We start from the raw sequence: 18,130 nt of genomic DNA on the forward strand, positions 1-18,130 counted from the left end.
GGAACCCCCCGGGCGTCGTGGCGGCGATATCGGCGGGCTGATCGCTCTCGCGTACCTGGACGGACGTTTTCCCGTTGGACGTGTCCGTGCAGCACAGCCGCGTACACGTGACCGTATGGGACGACGCGCCGGGCAGTCGGCCCCTGCGGTTGCCCGCTCCGGACGAGTCGGGGCGCGGCCTGTGCCTGGTCGAGGCACTCGCGTCACGATGGGGCGTTACCGGGCCGTGTAGGCCCTCGTGCAGTCGCGCCCGCCCCTCACCCCGCGCTCGCCAGTGACAGCTTGGCCGCGAAGCCGAGGAAGGCTGCGCCCGCGCCTGCCGACAGGCCTGCCGTGAGGCGTTTGCGGCGGCGGAAGGTGGCGGCCAGGTAGGTGCCGCTGAAGATGAGGAGGGAGAGGTAGGTGATGCTGAAGAGCTGGGCCCAGGCGCCGAGGGTGAGGAAGGACAGGACGGGGTGGGTGTAGTTCGGGTCGACGAACTGGACGAAGAAGGAGATGAAGAAGAGGATCGCCTTGGGGTTGAGGAGGCTGATGACCAGCGCCCGGCGGTACGGGCGTTCCCGGGGCGCCTTCGCCTCCCCGGTGCCTCCGGTGCCCCCGGCCTCCCCGGCGGCCTCGCCGGTGCCCTCCCCGGTGCCCTCGGCCTTCTCGCGGAGCGCCTTCGCGGCCCCGCGGTCGCGCCACAGTGACCACGCGCCGCGCAGCATCCCCACCGCCAGCCACGTCAGGTAGCCCGCGCCCGCGAACTTCACGAGGGTGAAGAGGACCGGGCTGGCCTGGAGGAGCGAGGCCACGCCACCCGCGGACAGGGTCATCAGTACGGTGTCGCCGCACAGCACGCCGGCCGCCGCGCGGTAGGCGACGCGCGGGCCGCGGCGGGCCGCCACGGAGACGACGTACAGCGAGTTCGGGCCCGGCAGCAGAATGATGAGCGCGAGGCCCGCCAGGTAGGTCGGAAGATCGGTTATCCCCAGCATGGCGGCAGGATGCCACTGGTGTCTCCGGTGTCCCACCGGTTTCCGGTATGCGGACTTGCACCTCACGTGGCGTGAGGACTCATCGTGAAGTGCGTACCGAGAAGGAGGGAGGGCGGGGAGGATGGACTATTCGGTGGGACAGGTGGCCGGCTTCGCCGGGGTGACGGTGCGCACTCTGCACCATTACGACGAGATCGGGCTGCTGGTGCCGGGTGAGCGCAATCACGCCGGGCACCGGCGTTACCACGACGACGATCTCGACCGGCTCCAGCAGATCATGTTCTACCGGGAGCTCGGCTTCCCGCTCGACGAGGTGGCGGCCCTTCTGGACGATCCGGACGCCGACCCGCAGGAACACCTGCGGCGGCAGCACGCGCTGCTGAGCGCCCGGATCGGCAAGCTCCAGGCGATGGCCGTCGCCGTCGAACACGCGATGGAGGCACGCAAGATGGGCGTCAACCTGACCCCCGAGGAGAAGTTCGAGGTCTTCGGGGACTTCGACCCGGACGACTACGCGGACGAGGTCCGCGAGCGGTGGGGGAGTACCGACGCGTACCAGGAGTCACAGCGCCGTACGGCCTCGTACACCAAGGAGGACTGGAAGCGGCTGACGGAGGAGTTCGACACCATCCACCGGAAGATGGCCGACACCATGGAGCGCGGGGTGCCGGCCGACTCGGAGGAGGCGATGGACGTCGCCGAGGAGCACCGGCGGTTCATCTCGTCCGGCTACTACGACTGCTCGTACGAGATGCACACCTGCCTCGGTGAGATGTACGTCGCGGACGAGCGCTTCACCGCCACCTACGAGGCCATCCGGCCGGGGCTGGCCGTCTACCTGCGCGACGCGATGCTGGCCAACGCGGCGCGCAAGAGCTGAGACCGTACGGGCCCGGGGAGCGCGCCCCCTGGCCCGTACGGCCGTACCGGCGGCCGGCTGTGCTCAGGCGTTCTTCGGGGCGATCACGACGGCGGTGCCGTACGCGCAGACCTCCGTGCCCACGTCCGCCGCCTCCGTCACGTCGAAGCGGAACATCAGCACCGCGTTCGCGCCGCGCACCCGCGCCTGCTCCACCAGCCGTTCCATCGCCTGGTTGCGGGTCTCCACGAGCGTCTTCGTCAGGCCCTTCAGCTCGCCGCCGATCATCGACTTCAGCCCGGCCCCGATCTGGCTGCCCAGGTGGCGGGAGCGCACCGTCAGGCCGAAGACCTCGCCGACGACCCGCTGCACCTCGTATCCGGGGACGTCGTTGGTCGTCACCACCAGTACGTCGGCCTGCGCGGCCTGGCCGCCGCCGAACTCCTCGATGCCCATCGTGTGTCCTGTCCCTCCGTGCGGTGAGCCGCCTGGAGGCCGGCTCCTCGCGGGGAGCGTCTCATGAGGGAGGGGCACTCCTGGAGGACCGAAGCGGCTGTGTCCGGCCACGGTGGCCGGAAGACCGGAAGACCGGAAGACCGGAAGGCCGGAAGACCGGAAGAGCGGAAGAGGGGCCCTCCCGCGGTGGCGGCTGGGGCTCCCGTACGGCGGCGGCGGAGGCCGTGCCCGAGGCCGGACGGAGGCCGCGGCGGGCGGCTGGAACCATGCCCCGTCATCCGGCGTTGATAGCTTTGGGCCGCACACTGCGCCTGCATCCCGTCGCACCGCACGATCCGGCGCCCTCGACCCAGGAGCCTTCACCCCGTGAATACTCTCGCGCTCGGCCCCCAGTGGCTGGACCCGGACTATCTGATCGGCACATTCGGGCTGATCGGCGTGCTGATCATCGTCTTCGCGGAGTCCGGCCTGCTGATCGGATTCTTCCTGCCGGGCGACTCGCTCCTGTTCACCACCGGCCTGCTGGTGACGACCAACAAGCTGGACAAGCCGCTGTGGCTGGTGTGCCTGCTGATCGTGCTCGCGGCGGTCCTCGGTGACCAGGCGGGCTATCTCTTCGGCCGCAAGGTCGGGCCCGCGCTCTTCAAGCGCCCGGACTCCAAGCTCTTCAAGCAGGAGAACGTGGAGAAGGCGCACGAGTTCTTCGAGAAGCACGGCCCGAAGTCGCTGATCCTGGCCCGCTTCGTGCCGATCGTCCGGACCTTCACGCCCATCATCGCGGGCGTGAGCAAGATGAACTACCGCTCGTTCATCACCTTCAACGTCATCGGCGGCACCCTCTGGGGTGCCGGTGTCACCCTTCTCGGTGCTTCCCTGGGCAACATCGAGTTCGTCCACAAGCACATCGAGCTGATCCTGGTCGCGATCGTGCTGATCTCGGTCGTCCCGATCGTCATCGAGTACCTGCGCGCCCGCGGCAAGAACAAGAAGGCCGCTGCCCAGGAGCCGTACGACCCGACGGGCGCCGTGCAGCCGCCCCGCCAGCCCGGCAACGACGGCCGCCGCGGCCGGCACGCCAAGCGCTGAGCCGACCGGCGTACCGCCGCCGACCGCGTCCGGTGACCTTCGTAGGGAGGTTCCGGCGGTTTCGTACGGTGGACGTGGTGATCTCCGTACGGATCCTGTGCGGCGGTCCCGGCGGTCCCGTGCGGCGGTCCTGGCGGTCTTCCGTACGGAGATCCTGGCGGTCTCCGTACGGCGGTCCTTGCGGCCTTCGTCCGGCGCCGCCGGCGAGTGCCGCGCCGGGATTCACGGGTTTCCCCTGAGGAGCAGGGGACACACGCAGCCCATATGAACCTCAGTAAGGGCCCCGCCACGCGCGCCCCCGCCGCCCATCAGGCATCGTGTCCTTGACGGTCGGCAGGAGGCGAGGCGTACGAGGAGCGAGACGTGGCGTCGGACGCACAGCGGGGCCAGCGCGGAACCAACGGCACGAACGGGAAGAACGGCGTGAACGGCGTCAAAGGCGCGCACAGCGCCAGCAATGGAACAGACGGCACCAGCGAGCAGTCCGAGGACCGCAAGCCACAGTCGGACGAGGCGCGCAGCGCCTTCACTCCGCCGGTCGGCATGCCGTACCCGCAGGTGCCGGAGGAGGAGCACCCCACCTCCGAGTTCGCCCTCCCGGAGGGGCTGAAGACCGAAGCACCGGCCGAGCCGGAAGGCTCCGCCTTCACCCCGCCCGCCGGCACCAGCAGCACGACCGGCCAGCAGCCGTTCCCCGACCGGACCCCGGCGGGCTGGCCCGCCTTCACGCCGCCGCACGGCATCCCCGTCATCAGCCTGACCAAGCAGACGCCCTGGCAGGACCGGATGCGCACCATGCTGCGGATGCCGGTCGGCGAGCGGCCGGTCCCCGAGCGGGCGGAGCGCGCCGAGGAGAGCGGGCCCGCGGTGCCGCGCGTCCTCGACCTGACGCTGCGGATCGGCGAGATCCTGCTGGCGGGCGGCGAGGGCGCGGAGGACGTGGAAGCCGCGATGTTCGGCGTCGCACACGCGTACGGGCTGGAGCGCGTCGAGCCCACCGTCACCTTCACGCTGCTGTCGATCTCCTACCAGCCGTCGCTGGTCGACGACCCGGTGACGGCCAGCCGTACGGTACGGCGGCGCGGCGTGGACTACACCCGGCTCTCCGCGGTCTTCCGTCTCGTCGACGACATCACCTCCGAAGGCATCACCCTGGAGGAGGCGTACCGCGGCCTGGCCGAGATACGGCGTAACCGCCACCCCTACCCGAGCTGGGCGCTCACCCTCGCCTCCGGGCTGCTGTCCGGCGCGGCGAGCATGCTGGTCGGCGGCGGGCTGATCGTCTTCATCGCGGCCGCGATCGGCTCGATGCTCGGCGACCGGCTGGCCTGGCTGGCGTCCAGCCGCGGGCTGCCGGAGTTCTACCAGTTCGTGGTCGCCGCCATGCCGCCGGCCGCCATAGGGGTGGCCCTCAGCTTCTCGCACGTCGCCGTGCAGGCGTCCGCAGTGATCACCGGTGGCCTGTTCGCGCTGATCCCCGGGCGGGCGCTGGTGGCGGCCGTGCAGGACGGCCTGACGGGGTACTACATCACGGCCTCGGCCCGGCTGCTGGAAGTCGGCTATCTGATCGTCGGCATCGTCATCGGCGTGCTCGCCGCGCTCTACATCGGGCTCCAGCTCAACCCGGAGTATCTCTACCCGGCGGCCGGATTCGCCCTGTTCAACGACCCGCCGGTACAGATCGCGGCCGCCATGCTGCTGGCGCTGGCCTTCTGCGTACTGCTCCAGCAGGAACGTCACACCGTGCTGCTCGCCACCCTCAACGGAGGCGTCGCATGGGTCGTGTACGGCGCGCTCGCCAACGTCAGCGGCATGAACGCGGTCCCCGCCACGGCCATCGCGGCCGGCCTCGTCGGCCTCTTCGGCCAGCTTCTGAGCCGCTACCGGTACGCGTCCGCGCTGCCGTACGTGACCGCCGCGATCGGGCCGCTGCTGCCCGGTAGCGCGACATACTTCGGCCTGCTCAACTTCGCTCAGGGCGACATCGGGCCCGGCGTCTCGTCGCTCATCAAGGCCGCGTCGCTGGCCCTGGCCATTGCCGTCGGCGTGAACCTCGGTGGCGAGGTGGCCCGCCTCTTCATGAGGGCCCCCGGCGCCACCCAGGAGGAGCCGGGCGAACGGCGCGCCGCGAAGCGGACGCGCGGTTTCTGAGCGGGGCGGGGTTTCTGCGGGAGGCGTGCGGTTGCTGAGGGCGGTGTGCGGCCCCGGATGGCGGTGCGCGGCTTGTGACGGCGGTGCGCGGCTTTCGGCGGCGGTGCTTTTGACGGCGGTGCGCGTTTCCTGACGTCGGCGCGGCACTGGTGACGCTCCCCGCGCCGGCCGCCCCGCCATTGCGCCGTACCGGGCGGTGGAGACCCATACCTGCGCCTCCCGGAATGCGCGCCAAGTAAACAACAAAGCAATTAACTGACGCCGGTCGCGTACGGCCCCTTCCGCTCCCCGAGGCGTACGCCGGCGGACCAACTAACGCATAACTTGACGCCGGGCCGCGTGCTAGCTTCGGGCAACTTGATGACGGATTCCCACGAGGCAGGGATGTTCTCTTCGCCGCGCGTGCGGTGCGGCTGTCGTCACAGCAGGGGGAGCACTCATGGCGAGTCACGCCGACAACGCGCGGCCGAAAACGGACGGGGCCGGAAGAAGCGCCAGGGCCTCAAGAGCCACCGGGGCCGGGAAAAACACCGGGAACGAGAAAAGCACCGGGGCCGGGAAAAGCACCGGGGCGGTGGCGAGCGTATTCAAGCAGCACACCACGCTGCTGCTCGTCGGAGTGCTCCTCGGCCTGCTGGGAGTGGCCGCCTCACTCGCTCAGCCCTGGGCCATCGGGAAACTGATCGGCGCGGCGGGTGCGGGTGACCCGCTGGCCCCGCCCATCGCCCGGCTCGTCGGACTCTTCTGCGCGGGAGCGCTCTTCTCCTCGCTCCAGTCCTACGTCATCGGGCGGGCCGGGGAGAACATCGTCCACGGCGTCCGGCAGCTCGTGACCGGACGGCTGCTGCGGGCCGATCTCACGGCGTTCGGCAAACGTCCGCAGGGCGATGTCCTCACCCGCGCGGTCACCGACACCTCGATGGTGAAGGTCGCCCTCTCGCAGAGCCTCACGCAGTTGGTCACCAGCGGCGCCACCGTGACCGGCGGCGTCGTCCTGATGTTCCTCATCGATCCCTGGCTGATGCTCATCACCCTGGGCTGTCTCGGGGCCGCCGCCGTCGTCTCCCTGGCGCTCGCTCGCAAGCTGCGCAAAGCCGCCTTGCAGAACCGGGACGACACCGGCGAATTCGGCAGCGACATGCAGCGTGTGCTCTCCGCCCTGCCCACGGTCAAGGCGTCCCGCGCCGAATCCCGCGAAACCCTCCGCATCGGCCGGCTGGCCGGCAAAGCGCGGCGCTCGGGTATTCGCGTCAACGCCTACAACGCCCTGCTGGTCCCTTCGATGAACGTCGGCACACAGGGCGCGCTCGCCGTCGTCGTGGGGGTCGGCATGACCTGGGTGGCGCGCGGCGAGATGACCATGGCCGTCCTGACCACGTTCATCATGTATCTGTTCCAGCTCGTGTCACCGCTGGTGATGTTCTTCATGGCGGTGGGCCAGTTCGTCCAGGGCCGCGCCGCCGTCCGCCGGGTCGACGAGCTGGCCGGTCTGCCCCAGGAAGGCGACGGGACGGCGGACGCGGGGCACGGGGCGCGGCACCCGGCGCCCGACATGTCGCCGGCCCGGGACCGGCCGGCGGTCGAGTTCCGCGACGTACGGTTCGGCTACCGGCGCGGGCCGCGCGATGACCGGACGCAGGTCCTCCACGGCGTCACGCTCAGCGTGCCGGCGCGCGGGCTGACGGCGGTGGTCGGGCCTTCGGGCGCGGGCAAGACCACCCTGTTCCAGTTGATCGAGCGCTTCCACCCGGTGGACGGCGGCCGCATCCTGCTCGGCGGGCAGCCGATCGACGCGTTGCCGCTCGACACCGTCCGAGGGCTGGTCGGCTACGTCCAGCAGGACAGCGCCGCCATGCGCGGCACCGTGCGGGAGAACCTGACCTACGCCAACCCCGACGCCGATGAGGCCGCCATCCAGGAGGCGGTGGCGATGGCCGGTCTCACCACGGTGGTCGCCGGTCTCCCGCAGGGCCTCGACACCGAACTCGGTGACCAGGGCAGCGGACTGTCCGGCGGCCAGCGCCAGCGCCTGTGCATCGCCCGTACGCTGCTGCAGAGGCCCGCGGTCATGCTGCTGGACGAGGCCACCTCCCACCTGGACTCGGACTCCGAACGCGACTTCCGTGACGTGTTGCGCCGGGTCTCCCGGCAGTGTGCGGTCGTCGCCATCGCCCACCGGATATCCACGGTGATCGACGCCGAGAAGATCGTGGTGCTGGAGGGCGGCGGCGTCCGGGCCACCGGCGCGCACGAGGACCTGATGGAGCGCGACGAGCTGTACCGGCGGCTGGCGGGATCGCAACTGCACGCCGGGTCCGGCCTCGTCGCCACGGCGGCCGGCCGCCCGCGCCGCGAACCGGAGGCGCCCGCGCTCTCCTTCCCGTACGGGCCCCCGGCGGCCCGCCCCGGCGAGCAGACGATGCGGCTCCAGCCCGTCAAAAGTGAGGACCAGCGATGAGTACCCCCGACGTCGCCATCGTGGGCACCGGCCCCAACGGCCTCGCGGCCGGCGTGGTCCTGGCCCGGGCCGGCCTGCGCGTGGAACTGCACGAGGCGGCCGAAACCCTCGGGGGAGGGCTGCGCACCGCCTCCCTCTTCGACACCGGTGTCGTGCACGACATCTGCTCCGCCGTCCACCCCATGGCCGCCGCTTCGCCGTTCTTCCGCGCGTTCGACCTGGCGGCCCGCGGGGTCGAGCTGCTGCATCCCGAGATCAGCTACGCCCATCCGCTGGACGGGGGCCGCGCGGCCCTGGCGTACCGGTCACTGGACGCGACCTGTGAGCACCTGGGCCCCGACGGCCCCCGCTGGCGGCGGCTGATGGGCCCGCTGCTGAAGCACAGCGAAGCGGTCGTCGAGCTGATCCTCTCCGGACAGCGCAGTCTGCCGCGCGACCCCGCGGCCGCCCTGCTGCTGGCGCGGCGGGTGGCGCTCCACGGCAGCGCGCTGGGCGCGGCACGGTTCCGGAGTGATGAGGCGGCCGCCCTGCTCACCGGTGTCGCCGCGCACGCGGTCGGCAAGCTGCCGAGCCTCGCGTCCGGCGCGGTGGCCATGCTGCTCGGCCACCTGGCGCACGGTACGGGGTGGCCGCTGCCGCGGGGTGGCAGTGGCCGTATCGCGGACGCGATGGCCGAGGACATCGCCGGGCACGGCGGCGTCTTCCACACCGGGCACCCCATCCGCGACCTGGCGGAACTGCGCGGTGCGCGAGCGGTGCTGCTCGACACCAGCCCCAAGGGCTTCCTGGCCCTCGCGGGCGACCGGCTGCCCCGCGCCTACGCGCGCGCTCTGGAGCGGTTCCGGTACGGGCCGGGGGCCGCCAAGGTCGACTTCCTGGTCTCCGAGCCGATCCCCTGGTCCGACCCGGCGGTGGGCCGCGCCGGAACGGTGCACCTGGGGGGCACACATGCCGAGATGGTCCGGCAGGAGACGGCGAACGCACGCGGAGTACGCACCAGGGAACCCTTCGTCCTCCTCGTGGACCCGGCGGTGGCCGACCCGGGACGCGCGCTCCCCGGTAAGCGCCCGGTGTGGGCGTACGCGCACGTACCGAACGGGGACCCCGGCGACCCCTACGAACGCGTCTGTGCGCGCATCGAGCGCTACGCCCCCGGATTCCGGGACACGGTCGTCGCGCACCGCTCCGTGCCCGCCGCCGCGTACGAGCACTACAACCCCAACTACGTCGGCGGGGACATCGGTTCCGGCGCGATGACGCTGTACCAGAGCCTCGCGCGGCCCGTGCCCCGTCTCGACCCGTACCGCACGCCGCTGCCCGGCGTCTTCCTGTGCTCCGCGGCCACCCCTCCGGGGCCCAGCGTGCACGGCATGTCCGGCTATCTGGCCGCGCTTTCCGCGCTACGGCACCGCTTCGGGACACGTGACGCGCCCGGCCTGGCGCCCGGAGCGGTGACGGCCCGAGGTGCACGGAACCGTTGACGACGGCAGCGCCCATATCTTTTTCTTAACGGGCCGGGGGCGCCAACTTCACGCCGCCCCAGTCGCGTTGTCGGGCGTGGCCGCCATATGCCAAACATTTACCGGGGTTTCCCCGCTGTTTACGTTAAGGGCCGTGGTGCGGACCTCACGCACTCCGGCGCGACCGGACTGACGGCTCCGCACTCAACCCGGTGATAACGCGCGGCGGTTGACGTATCCGCGCCCTTGCCCGGAAGGTCGCAAAGGTGAACGCAGCGTGCAAAAACCCCAGAAGGGCCTTGTCTGTAAGAGGGACGTAATGCGCCGCTAAACGGTGCGCATGTCCGTTTGATACGGTGGCGAATGAAGCGCTGTCCCCCCACATGCATCGTTGAGGCGCTACCGCTGGACGTATGGGCTCTGCAGGCCTGCCAGCCATGCAGATGGCCGCGGTTCCCCCCGCGGTCGGCCTTGTTGACGTATTCAGGTCCCCTTCCGTTCCGGCGCCCCTGCGTCTCGACGCTCCCATCGGCATGACAGTGGGGACAAAGAGAAGGGGAAACGGGTGGACAACGGGGTTGAGGACATTGGCTACGGCCGGCAGTTCGAGGGCTGGTACGACCGGCTGCTCCCGGACGACCGGCTGACCGCCGAGGCGGTGGAGGGGCTACTGGCCCGCCACCCCGCGCCGGAGGCGGGAACCATCGAATTCGGCGTCGGTACGGGGCGGATCGCCATTCCGCTCTCCCGGCGCATCGGCCAGGTGACCGGCGTGGACTCCTCGCCGGAAATGCTGGACGCGCTGCGCGGCAAACTGAAGGACGGCGAGGACGTCACCCCGGTGCACGGGGACATACGCACCTACACCTCGGAATCCCGGTACGGGCTGGTGTACTGCGTATGCGCGACCCTGTCGGTCCTGACCACTGCCGAGGACCAGCGGCGGGCCGTACAGCGAGCGGCCGACCTGCTCGTCCCCGGCGGCCGGCTGGTGATCGAGACGCACAACAAGCCCCCGGTCCTGGCACTGCACGAGGGGCTGACCCGCACCACCTACTTCGTGCCCTACCCGGAGCCGGGGACGGGCGTGCAGACCCACTCCACCCTGCTCGCCGACGACCTGTGGCACTGCTCGCACATCCTGTACCAGGCCGACGGCACCACCCGGGTGGGCAACGAACTCACCCGGCTGACCACGCCCGAGGAGGTGGACGACTACGCCCGCGCGGCCGGGCTGGAGCCCGAGGCCCACCTGTCGCGGTGGGACGGCACCCCCTACAGCGACCGCGCCCCGCTGTTCATCTGTTGCTACGTCAAGCCCTGAGGGCAGCAGACACCGAGACGCGGATGACAGAAGGGGGCTCGACGTGGGACGTCCGCCGATATTGCCGACAGATCAGAAGTTCGCCCTGGTGCTGAGAGTGCTGAACGGTGAACTGACCGCGGCGGAGGCCGCGCGGAACGCCGGTGTCTCCGAGCAGTCGGTATCAAACTGGCGCCGCCAGTTTCTTGAGGGAGCCCGCACCGGCCTTGCCGGGGAAGGCGGCAGGGACGCCGAGGACGCTTCCCGGATAGCGGAGCTGACTCAAGAAATCGCCACACTGAAGGCCACGATAGGCGAGCTGTACATAGAACTCCGGAAGTACGGCCGCAGTACGGCCGGCCGTGCCCCGATGCGCGGGGGAAGGCCCACCCGGACTCAAGATTCAAGTAACTCATTATTTTACCCCGGCACTGCGTGCTAGCTTTCCCGGCATCAGTCACTTCGCATCACGGGGGAGGGAATGTGGCGTCTTTGGAGCGCCAGTTCGGCATAGGTATTGCCGGACTGGCCGGCGCGAGTCTGCTGTCCGGCGCGGTCATGCGATGCACCGGCAGACGTGAACGTGCGCGTCGCTACATGACGCACGAAAGACCCGACGGAAGCCTGGTGGAGGTCGATGTCAGTATTCCTCCTCGGGCCCGGCGCGTCGTACTGCTCGACAACGGGCTGGGGACGCCCCACGAATACTGGGACTGGGTCTGCGGAGCACTTCCCCAGGACATGGGGTACGTGCGCTTCAACCGTCCCGGTTACGGGCTCAGCACGCCCGCCGCCGATTACGGCTTGGACCACCATTTCGCGCTGTTGCAGGAATTGCGCGAGACCTATGCCGCCGGCCTTCCGCTGGTGCTGGCCGGTCATTCCCTCGGCGGATATCTCGTCGCCGCCTATGCGTCGCTGCATCCCGGAGCGACGGAAGGCGTGACCGGGGTGGTCATGGTCGACGCCACCGACGTGGCGCATCTGCGCAGTTCCCGGCGCTCGGAAGTGGACCGCTGGTCCCGGCAGTCGATGATCATGGAGCGGGTGTACGCGATGGCGGGCGTGGCCGCCTTCCGCCCCGCCCTGAACAAGCACGAGACCTTCCGGCCGGACATCAACCGGAGTTCCCGGGCCTTCCTGACGGAGCCCCGCACCTGGGCCCTGGCCCTGCGGGACTACCGGGACGCGATGACCTACCCGGAACTCACGTCCCTGGACTGCCCGCTGACCGTGGTCACGGCGGAGAACAACCACGGGGACAACGACGCGCACCGCGTCGTCCAGGCCAAGATGACCGCCCTCTCGGAGAGGTCCCGGCACCGCTTCGTCGACGGCTCCGACCACGAGACAATCCTCTCCGTCCGGGGGTACGCCGAGCAGGTGGCGGAGGCGATCGCCGCCGACCCGCCGACCGAGCGGACCGGTGCGGGAGAGGAGCTGAGGGCAGCGTGAACGTGAACACGGAACGGGTGAAGACGGCCGCCGTCACGGCCTCGCTCGCCGCCTGGCTCGTCGCGACGGCCGCGGCCCAACTGCCCGAGACCCGCTTCGACACCATCCTGTGGTGCGGGAAGCTGCGGATTCCGACGCCGAACTGGCGCTTCTTCGGGCCGAACCCCGGAGTCAAGGACTGCCACCTGCTCTACCGGGACGTCACGGACGGCAAGCCCGGTGAGTGGCAGGAGATCACGGTCACCCGTAACCGGCCCTGGTACGCCCTGGCCTGGAACGCCCGTAACCGGTCCCCGAAGGCCCTGTTCGACGCGATCCAGGGGATCCGTGCTCGCGCGGCGGCCGCCGGGTCGGAGATGGCCCCCGTGGTGTGGTCGCCCGGCTACCGGCTGCTCTCCCGCTACATCCAGCAGCACCTGCCGCACGCCGAAGGCGCCTCGCACTGTCAGTTCCTGCTGATGCACTCCTATCTCACCGCCCCGGACCACCGGCAGATCGAGCCTTTCTTCGTCTCCGAGGAAATGCCGCTGGCCGGGGCCGGAATGTCGCACCCGGAGACTCTTCCGGTCGCCGCCTAGAGGGCTCGGGGGCCCTCTCGGCTGGAAGCCGCGAACTCACTCGGCAGTACCCGTGCCGCGTGAGTCCGTGCCCTCCCGCCGAATGGCTGGAGTTGCTCACTGTGAGAATTCGAGAGAAAGAAGTAAATATGTCCATCCTGGCTGATTTCGCGAACGCCGAGCTTGCCGACGTGAAGCCGGGCCGTATCGGCGCCGACTCGACCCCGACCATGGTCACCCCGCTCGCCACCATCGCGACCCCGGAGGCCACGCCGGTCGGTTTCGCGGCGACCTCGGCGACCGCGGTGGCGCTCGACAAGGTCACCCACAACGTCGCGGGCTGATTGAACGAGGCGGGGGCACGGCAGGCCGGAACGCCTGCCGTGCCCCCGCCCTCTGTCAGCCGCCGTACACATATCGATGCACAGGGAGCACGCGCCCATGTTTCTCAGCGCTCCACCCGAGGTCACGGCTCGCCGAGTGGCTTCGCTGGGTACGCTGGTCTCCGCACTGGAAATGCTGAGCCAGCACCGTAAGTTCGAGGACGGCGAGCTGCTGAGCGGCCAGCTCGAAAGCATGCGTCCCAAGTTCGCCAAACGCTTTCCCCGGCTGACCCGCGCGCTCAGCTCCAAGAAGGCCGCAGTCGCCCTTTACGGCGTACAGGCGGGGGCTTCGGCCGCCACGCTGATCTGGGGCCACAAGCGCGGTGTCCGCGCGGCGGGCAGTGCCGTCCTGGCGGCGACAGGCGCGGCCGGCCGGCTGCACACGCCCTTCGGCGGGGACGGTGCCGACCAGCTCCAGCAAGTCATCAATGTCGTCCTGGCCTCGACCGGCACCTTCAAGGACGACGAGAAGGCCCGCGACGTGGCCATGCGCGCGCTGGCCCTGGAGACGACGATCTCCTACGTCGCGTCCGGCGTGGTCAAGCTGGTGTCCCCCACCTGGCTCAGCGGAGAGGCGTTCAGCGGCGTCATCCGTACGCAGAACTACGGGGACCAGCGCGTCTTCAAGCTCGTGCACAAGTACCCGGCGGTGGGCAAGGCCGTCACCTGGGGCACGGTCGCCGCGGAGGTCGCCTTCCCGCTGGTCTTCGTGCTGCCGAAGCCCGCGGCCAAGGCCTGGCTCGGCTCGATGACGCTGTTCCACCTGGGAATCGGGCAGTTCATGGGCCTCAACCGCTTCGTGCTGGCCTTCGGCGCCACCCACCCGGCACTCCTCTACGTCCTCGCCCGGAACGAGGAGCGGCCGAAGCTGCCCGGGAAGACTCCCGCGGCGCTCGCCCCCGCACCCGAGCGGTGACCGCCACACCGCGAACGCTTCGGGCCGGCGCCCCGGTCGCGCCGTGACACGACGACGGGCGGCACCCCACCGAAGGGGTGCCGCCCGTTCGCGTACGGCAAGAGCCGCGGGACTCAGTGGTGAGCGCCGCCCTGCGCCTCCAGGCGCTTGAAGGACGCCTCGATCTCGGCCTCGGCCTCGGCGCGGCCGACCCAGTCAGCGCCCTCGACCGACTTGCCCGGCTCCAGGTCCTTGTAGACCTCGAAGAAGTGCTGGATCTCCAGGCGGTCGAACTCCGACACGTGGTGGATGTCGCGCAGGTGCTCCACGCGCGGGTCGGACGCCGGGACGCACAGCAGCTTGTCGTCGCCGCCTGCCTCGTCGGTCATCCGGAACATGCCGATGGCGCGGCACTTGATCAGGCATCCGGGGAACGTCGGCTCGTCCAGGATGACCAGCGCGTCCAGCGGGTCGCCGTCCTCGCCGAGGGTGTTCTCGACGAAGCCGTAGTCGGCCGGGTAGCTGGTCGAGGTGAAGAGTCGACGGTCGAGGCGGATCCGTCCGGTCTCGTGGTCCACCTCGTACTTGTTCCGCGAACCCTTCGGGATCTCGATGGTGACGTCGAACTCCACGGGTGGCTCCTCCATGATCAACACATACGTCTGGTGATTAAGTGTCCCCCACGCAGGTGTGTGGTGGCGAAAGGGGCTGGTCCTAAGTGCCGGAGACCAGGTCGTGGCTGGTCAGGTGGCAGGCCGCGCAGCGGTTGGCGCAACGTTCCGCCAGGTCGGCGACGGGCTCGGCGCGGTCGGCGGGGTCCGCCGCCGTGTCCATGACCCGTTCGGCGGCCGGCTCGGCGCGTTCGGCCTACCGGTCCGCCACGGAATCCGCCCGTACCGCCTGGTGGTCCGCCTCCAGGCAGCAGCGGCAGACCGTACGGCTGACGGCCAGCTCCACCGTCCTGGGCCTGCTGGTCGCGGCCGGAGCGGTGGCGGCGGCCGGTCCGTGGGACTCCGGTCAGCGTACGGCGGAGCGGGCCCGCGCCGCGGCGCCCGGCGGTACGCGTGGCGAGCATCACGTTCCGGGCGGCCCCGACCGTACGCCCACGGCGCCGCCCGTCCTGGCCGCGCTCGGCGCCCCCACGCGCGACGGCACCCCGCCGCCGCCCAGCGCCGACGGCCTGGCCCGCGCCCTCGCCCCGCTCATGAAGGACCCGGCGCTCGGCTCGCTGTGCACCGCCTCCGTCGTGGACGCCGCCACCGGCCGTGAGCTGTACGGCGCCGAGTCCGGGCGGAGCGCCACCCCGGCCTCGACGGTCAAACTGGCCATCGCCACCGCCGCGCTCTCCGCGCTCGGCCCCGAGCACCGCATCGACACCACCGTGGTCGAGGGCACCGGCGGCACCGTCGTTCTCGTCGGAGGCGGCGACCCCACCCTCACCGCCCGCGCCCCGGAACCGGACACCCAGGACCAGCCCGCGAGCCTGCGCGCGCTGGCCGACGACACCGCCCGCGCGCTCAAGAAGCAGCACACCGGAAAGGTCCGGCTCGGATACGACACCTCGGCCTACACCGGCCCCGTCCTCCACCCCATAAGTCCCAACGAGAACATCGCCCCCGTCACCCCCCTCATGGCCGACGAGGGACGCCTCGACGAGACCCGGTCCGGACCGGCGCCGCGCGACACCGACCCGTCCGCGACCGCCGCCCGCACCTTCGCCGAGCTGCTCGCGGACCGCGGCATCACGGTCGAGGGCGCCCCCGCGAAGACCACCGCCCCCGCCAAGGCCCGCCGCCTCGCCACCACCCGCTCGCTGCCGCTGTCCGGGCTCGTCGAACGGATGCTGACCCACAGCGACAACGACATCGCCGAGGCACTGGCCCGCCAGACGGCCCTGGCCACCGGGGAGCCGGCCGGCTTCGAAGGCGCGGGCCGGGCCGTCCACAAGACCCTGGCGAACCTCGGACTCCCGCTCTCCGGCGCCGCCTTCGAGGACGGCAGCGGACTGGACCGCGACGACAAGGTCTCGGCGGCCCTGCTCTCCCGCCTGCTCGTCCTGGCCACCTCCGCCGACCACCCCGAACTACGGCCGATCGCCACCGGCCTCCCGGTCGCCGGATTCACCGGCACCCTCAGCGGCCGCTACGCGAGCGAAAAGGCGGGCGCAGGCACCGTACGAGCCAAGACCGGCACCCTGACCGGCGTGAACACCCTGGCCGGCACGGTCGTGGACGCCGACGGCCGACTCCTTCTCTTCGCCTTCATGACCAACAACACCACGGACCCCCAGTCCGCCCAACAGGCCCTGGACCGGATGGCCACAGCGGTGGCGAACTGCGGCTGCCGCTGACACCAGGCGCCACCAGGCCACCGGCAGCAGCCCCCACCACCCTTCTCTCCACCCACCACGGAAGGGGGCGGGCCGGAGCGGCCTGCCGCGCAGGCCCGCCCCCGAACCTTGGCAGCCCCGCGCAGCGGCCCCAGCCCGCCGCAGGCGCGAACGGCGCGGCACTCGAAAGCGCACCGGTACCGGCGACCCGGCCCGGCTCGCCGCGGGCGCCCGGCAGCGGCCCCAGCCCGCCGCAGGCGCGAACGGCGCGGCATTCGAAAGCGCACCGGTACCGGCGACCCGGCCCGGCTCGCCGCAGGCAAACGGCACGGCACCCGACAGCGATCCGGCACCGCCGACCCGCCCGGCCCGCCGCAGGCGACCCGCGCCGGCGGCCCGGACAACCGCGCCCCGAGGGGCGCCGCGCTACCCCCAGCGGATGCGCCCACGTACCGTGAACCCATGACGAGCATCGGTGGTGTGGAGATGGTCGACTGGAATCTCGCGGTAGCGACCGCGACCCGGTTCGTACGGCCGGGGCCAGAGGTGAGCCGGGACGAGGCGCGGGCGATCGTCGCCGAACTGCGACGGCACGCGAAGTCCTCCGAGGAGCACGTGCGGGCGTTCACCCGCATGGTGCCGCCGCAGGCGGAGGGGGAGACGGAAGGGGAGCCGGGTGCGGAACACCCCCAGGACACGCCCGTCCTGGTCGTGGACCGGCCGGGCTGGATCAAGGCCAACGTGGCCGGCTTCCGGGCGGTGCTCAAGCCACTGCTGCAGAAGATGGAGGAACGTCGCTCCTCCGTGCCGGGCGGCGCGGTGCTGGGCGCCGTCGGCGGCAAGGTGACCGGTGTGGAGCTGGGGATGCTGCTGTCGTTCCTGGCCTCGCGGGTCCTCGGCCAGTACGAGACCTTCGCGCCCGCCTCCCGGGACCTGCCGGCCGCGGCGCGGGGCGGCCGGCTGCTGCTCGTCGCGCCGAACATCGTCCACGTCGAGCGGGAGCTGGAGGTGGACCCGCACGACTTCCGTATGTGGGTCTGCCTGCACGAGGAGACACACCGTACGCAGTTCACGGCCGTGCCCTGGCTGCGCGACCACATCGAGGGCGAGATCCAGTCCTTCCTCGGCGAGACCGAGATCGACCCGGGCACGCTGCTGGAGCGGCTGCGGGAGGCCGTCCAGTCGCTGACCGGCGGACGCCCGGAGGGCGAGGAGGGCGACGACGGCGGGCGCAGCTTCGTCGACCTGGTGCAGACCCCGGCGCAGCGGGAGATCCTGGCCCGGCTGACCGCGGTGATGTCGCTCCTGGAGGGGCACGCCGACTACGTGATGGACGGTGTCGGCCCGGACGTGGTGCCGTCCGTCGCGGAGATCCGCGAGAAGTTCCAGAAGCGGCGGGCCAGCGGCGCGGGCCGGCTCGACCAGGCGCTGCGCAAGCTGCTGGGCCTGGACGCGAAGCTGCGCCAGTACCGGGACGGCGAGCGGTTCGTGCGGGCGGTGGTCGACGAGGTCGGCATGGACGGCTTCAACCGGGTGTGGACGTCGCCGAACACGCTGCCGACGAAACAGGAGATCGCCAAACCGGCGGACTGGGTCGCGCGGGTGCACCGCTAGGGGGAGGAGCCCGGCGGGCCGAAGGTGTGAGCCGGGCGCACCGCGCGGCGGGCGAACGCTCCCCTCAATCACTCTTCTGAGGGACCGTGACTGCTGGATAGGCGTGCAATGCTCGGGGAACTGCTCGTCTCTGTCACCATCTAGGCA

General features: G+C 71.0%; 16 protein-coding genes. 13 read left to right on the forward strand and 3 right to left on the reverse strand.

What is annotated here, in order from left to right; translation table 11 throughout:
• Positions 1-257: 257 nt before the first annotated feature.
• Positions 258-977: a leucine efflux protein LeuE gene (gene leuE / locus ACH4EB_RS30445; RefSeq protein ID WP_398351211.1), complete on the reverse strand. Its 720-nt coding sequence runs from the start codon at positions 975-977 to the stop codon at positions 258-260.
• Between the two features lie 121 nt (positions 978-1,098).
• Here leuE and ACH4EB_RS30450 point away from each other — a divergent pair, with 121 nt between their 5' ends.
• Positions 1,099-1,857, forward strand: a complete 759-nt coding sequence (locus tag ACH4EB_RS30450) for a MerR family transcriptional regulator (protein ID WP_398351212.1) — start codon at positions 1,099-1,101, stop codon at positions 1,855-1,857.
• Positions 1,858-1,920: 63 nt separating this feature from the next.
• Here the strand turns inward: ACH4EB_RS30450 and ACH4EB_RS30455 are convergent, their stop codons facing one another.
• Complete coding sequence (locus ACH4EB_RS30455; protein ID WP_398351213.1) at positions 1,921-2,292, reverse strand: YbjQ family protein; 372 nt, start codon at positions 2,290-2,292, stop codon at positions 1,921-1,923.
• Between the two features lie 366 nt (positions 2,293-2,658).
• Here ACH4EB_RS30455 and ACH4EB_RS30460 point away from each other — a divergent pair, with 366 nt between their 5' ends.
• The 10 genes from ACH4EB_RS30460 (at position 2,659) to ACH4EB_RS30505 (ending at position 14,061) form a co-directional block, all read left to right on the forward strand.
• A complete protein-coding gene (locus ACH4EB_RS30460) occupies positions 2,659-3,378 on the forward strand; it encodes a DedA family protein (RefSeq protein WP_398351215.1) in 720 nt (239 codons plus the stop codon).
• A 363-nt stretch (positions 3,379-3,741) separates the two neighbouring features.
• The gene (locus tag ACH4EB_RS30465) at positions 3,742-5,529 is read left to right on the forward strand and encodes a threonine/serine exporter ThrE family protein (protein ID WP_398351216.1); all 1,788 of its coding nucleotides are present in this window, start codon (positions 3,742-3,744) and stop codon (positions 5,527-5,529) included.
• A gap of 574 nt (positions 5,530-6,103) precedes the next feature.
• The gene (locus tag ACH4EB_RS30470; RefSeq protein WP_398351217.1) at positions 6,104-7,987 is read left to right on the forward strand and encodes an ABC transporter ATP-binding protein; all 1,884 of its coding nucleotides are present in this window, start codon (positions 6,104-6,106) and stop codon (positions 7,985-7,987) included.
• Positions 7,984-9,468: a phytoene desaturase family protein gene (locus tag ACH4EB_RS30475; protein WP_398351218.1), complete on the forward strand. Its 1,485-nt coding sequence runs from the start codon at positions 7,984-7,986 to the stop codon at positions 9,466-9,468. Before ACH4EB_RS30470 ends, ACH4EB_RS30475 begins: the two co-directional genes overlap by 4 nt.
• A gap of 544 nt (positions 9,469-10,012) precedes the next feature.
• Positions 10,013-10,771, forward strand: coding sequence for a class I SAM-dependent DNA methyltransferase (locus ACH4EB_RS30480; RefSeq protein ID WP_398351220.1), 759 nt, complete (start codon positions 10,013-10,015; stop codon positions 10,769-10,771).
• A gap of 97 nt (positions 10,772-10,868) precedes the next feature.
• On the forward strand, positions 10,869-11,192 hold the full coding sequence (locus ACH4EB_RS30485; protein WP_398351317.1) for a transposase: 324 nt from the start codon (positions 10,869-10,871) through the stop codon (positions 11,190-11,192).
• A gap of 155 nt (positions 11,193-11,347) precedes the next feature.
• The gene (locus ACH4EB_RS30490) at positions 11,348-12,205 is read left to right on the forward strand and encodes an alpha/beta fold hydrolase (RefSeq protein ID WP_398351221.1); all 858 of its coding nucleotides are present in this window, start codon (positions 11,348-11,350) and stop codon (positions 12,203-12,205) included.
• Entirely contained in the window at positions 12,202-12,783 is a 582-nt protein-coding gene (locus tag ACH4EB_RS30495; protein ID WP_398351223.1) for a hypothetical protein, read from the forward strand. The genes ACH4EB_RS30490 and ACH4EB_RS30495 overlap by 4 nt, the downstream gene beginning before the upstream one ends.
• 128 nt (positions 12,784-12,911) lie before the next feature.
• On the forward strand, positions 12,912-13,106 hold the full coding sequence (locus ACH4EB_RS30500; protein ID WP_398351225.1) for a linaridin family RiPP: 195 nt from the start codon (positions 12,912-12,914) through the stop codon (positions 13,104-13,106).
• A gap of 136 nt (positions 13,107-13,242) precedes the next feature.
• Positions 13,243-14,061, forward strand: coding sequence for a hypothetical protein (locus ACH4EB_RS30505; protein WP_398351227.1), 819 nt, complete (start codon positions 13,243-13,245; stop codon positions 14,059-14,061).
• Positions 14,062-14,174: 113 nt separating this feature from the next.
• On the opposite strand, the gene ACH4EB_RS30510 is transcribed toward ACH4EB_RS30505, so the two are convergent.
• The gene (locus tag ACH4EB_RS30510; protein WP_004571927.1) at positions 14,175-14,672 is read right to left on the reverse strand and encodes an inorganic diphosphatase; all 498 of its coding nucleotides are present in this window, start codon (positions 14,670-14,672) and stop codon (positions 14,175-14,177) included.
• Between the two features lie 200 nt (positions 14,673-14,872).
• Here ACH4EB_RS30510 and dacB point away from each other — a divergent pair, with 200 nt between their 5' ends.
• Together dacB and ACH4EB_RS30520 are read left to right on the forward strand one after the other, a co-directional pair.
• Positions 14,873-16,390, forward strand: coding sequence for a D-alanyl-D-alanine carboxypeptidase/D-alanyl-D-alanine-endopeptidase (dacB, locus tag ACH4EB_RS30515; protein WP_398351319.1), 1,518 nt, complete (start codon positions 14,873-14,875; stop codon positions 16,388-16,390).
• 441 nt (positions 16,391-16,831) lie between these two features.
• A complete protein-coding gene (locus ACH4EB_RS30520) occupies positions 16,832-17,983 on the forward strand; it encodes a zinc-dependent metalloprotease (protein WP_398351228.1) in 1,152 nt (383 codons plus the stop codon).
• Positions 17,984-18,130 lie beyond the last annotated feature (147 nt).

It is taken from the genome of Streptomyces sp. NPDC018045, from assembly GCF_044327445.1.
In the GTDB taxonomy this organism is placed as follows: Bacteria; Actinomycetota; Actinomycetes; order Streptomycetales; family Streptomycetaceae; genus Streptomyces.

Coding starts and splice junctions, on each gene's coding strand:
- leuE (WP_398351211.1), bottom strand. CDS start 977: ATGCTGGGGATAACCGATCTTCCGACCTACCTGGCGGGCCTCGCGCTC.
- ACH4EB_RS30450 (WP_398351212.1), top strand. CDS start 1,099: ATGGACTATTCGGTGGGACAGGTGGCCGGCTTCGCCGGGGTGACGGTG.
- ACH4EB_RS30455 (WP_398351213.1), bottom strand. CDS start 2,292: ATGGGCATCGAGGAGTTCGGCGGCGGCCAGGCCGCGCAGGCCGACGTA.
- ACH4EB_RS30475 (WP_398351218.1), top strand. CDS start 7,984: ATGAGTACCCCCGACGTCGCCATCGTGGGCACCGGCCCCAACGGCCTC.
- ACH4EB_RS30490 (WP_398351221.1), top strand. CDS start 11,348: ATGACGCACGAAAGACCCGACGGAAGCCTGGTGGAGGTCGATGTCAGT.
- ACH4EB_RS30500 (WP_398351225.1), top strand. CDS start 12,912: ATGTCCATCCTGGCTGATTTCGCGAACGCCGAGCTTGCCGACGTGAAG.
- dacB (WP_398351319.1), top strand. CDS start 14,873: ATGACCCGTTCGGCGGCCGGCTCGGCGCGTTCGGCCTACCGGTCCGCC.
- ACH4EB_RS30520 (WP_398351228.1), top strand. CDS start 16,832: ATGACGAGCATCGGTGGTGTGGAGATGGTCGACTGGAATCTCGCGGTA.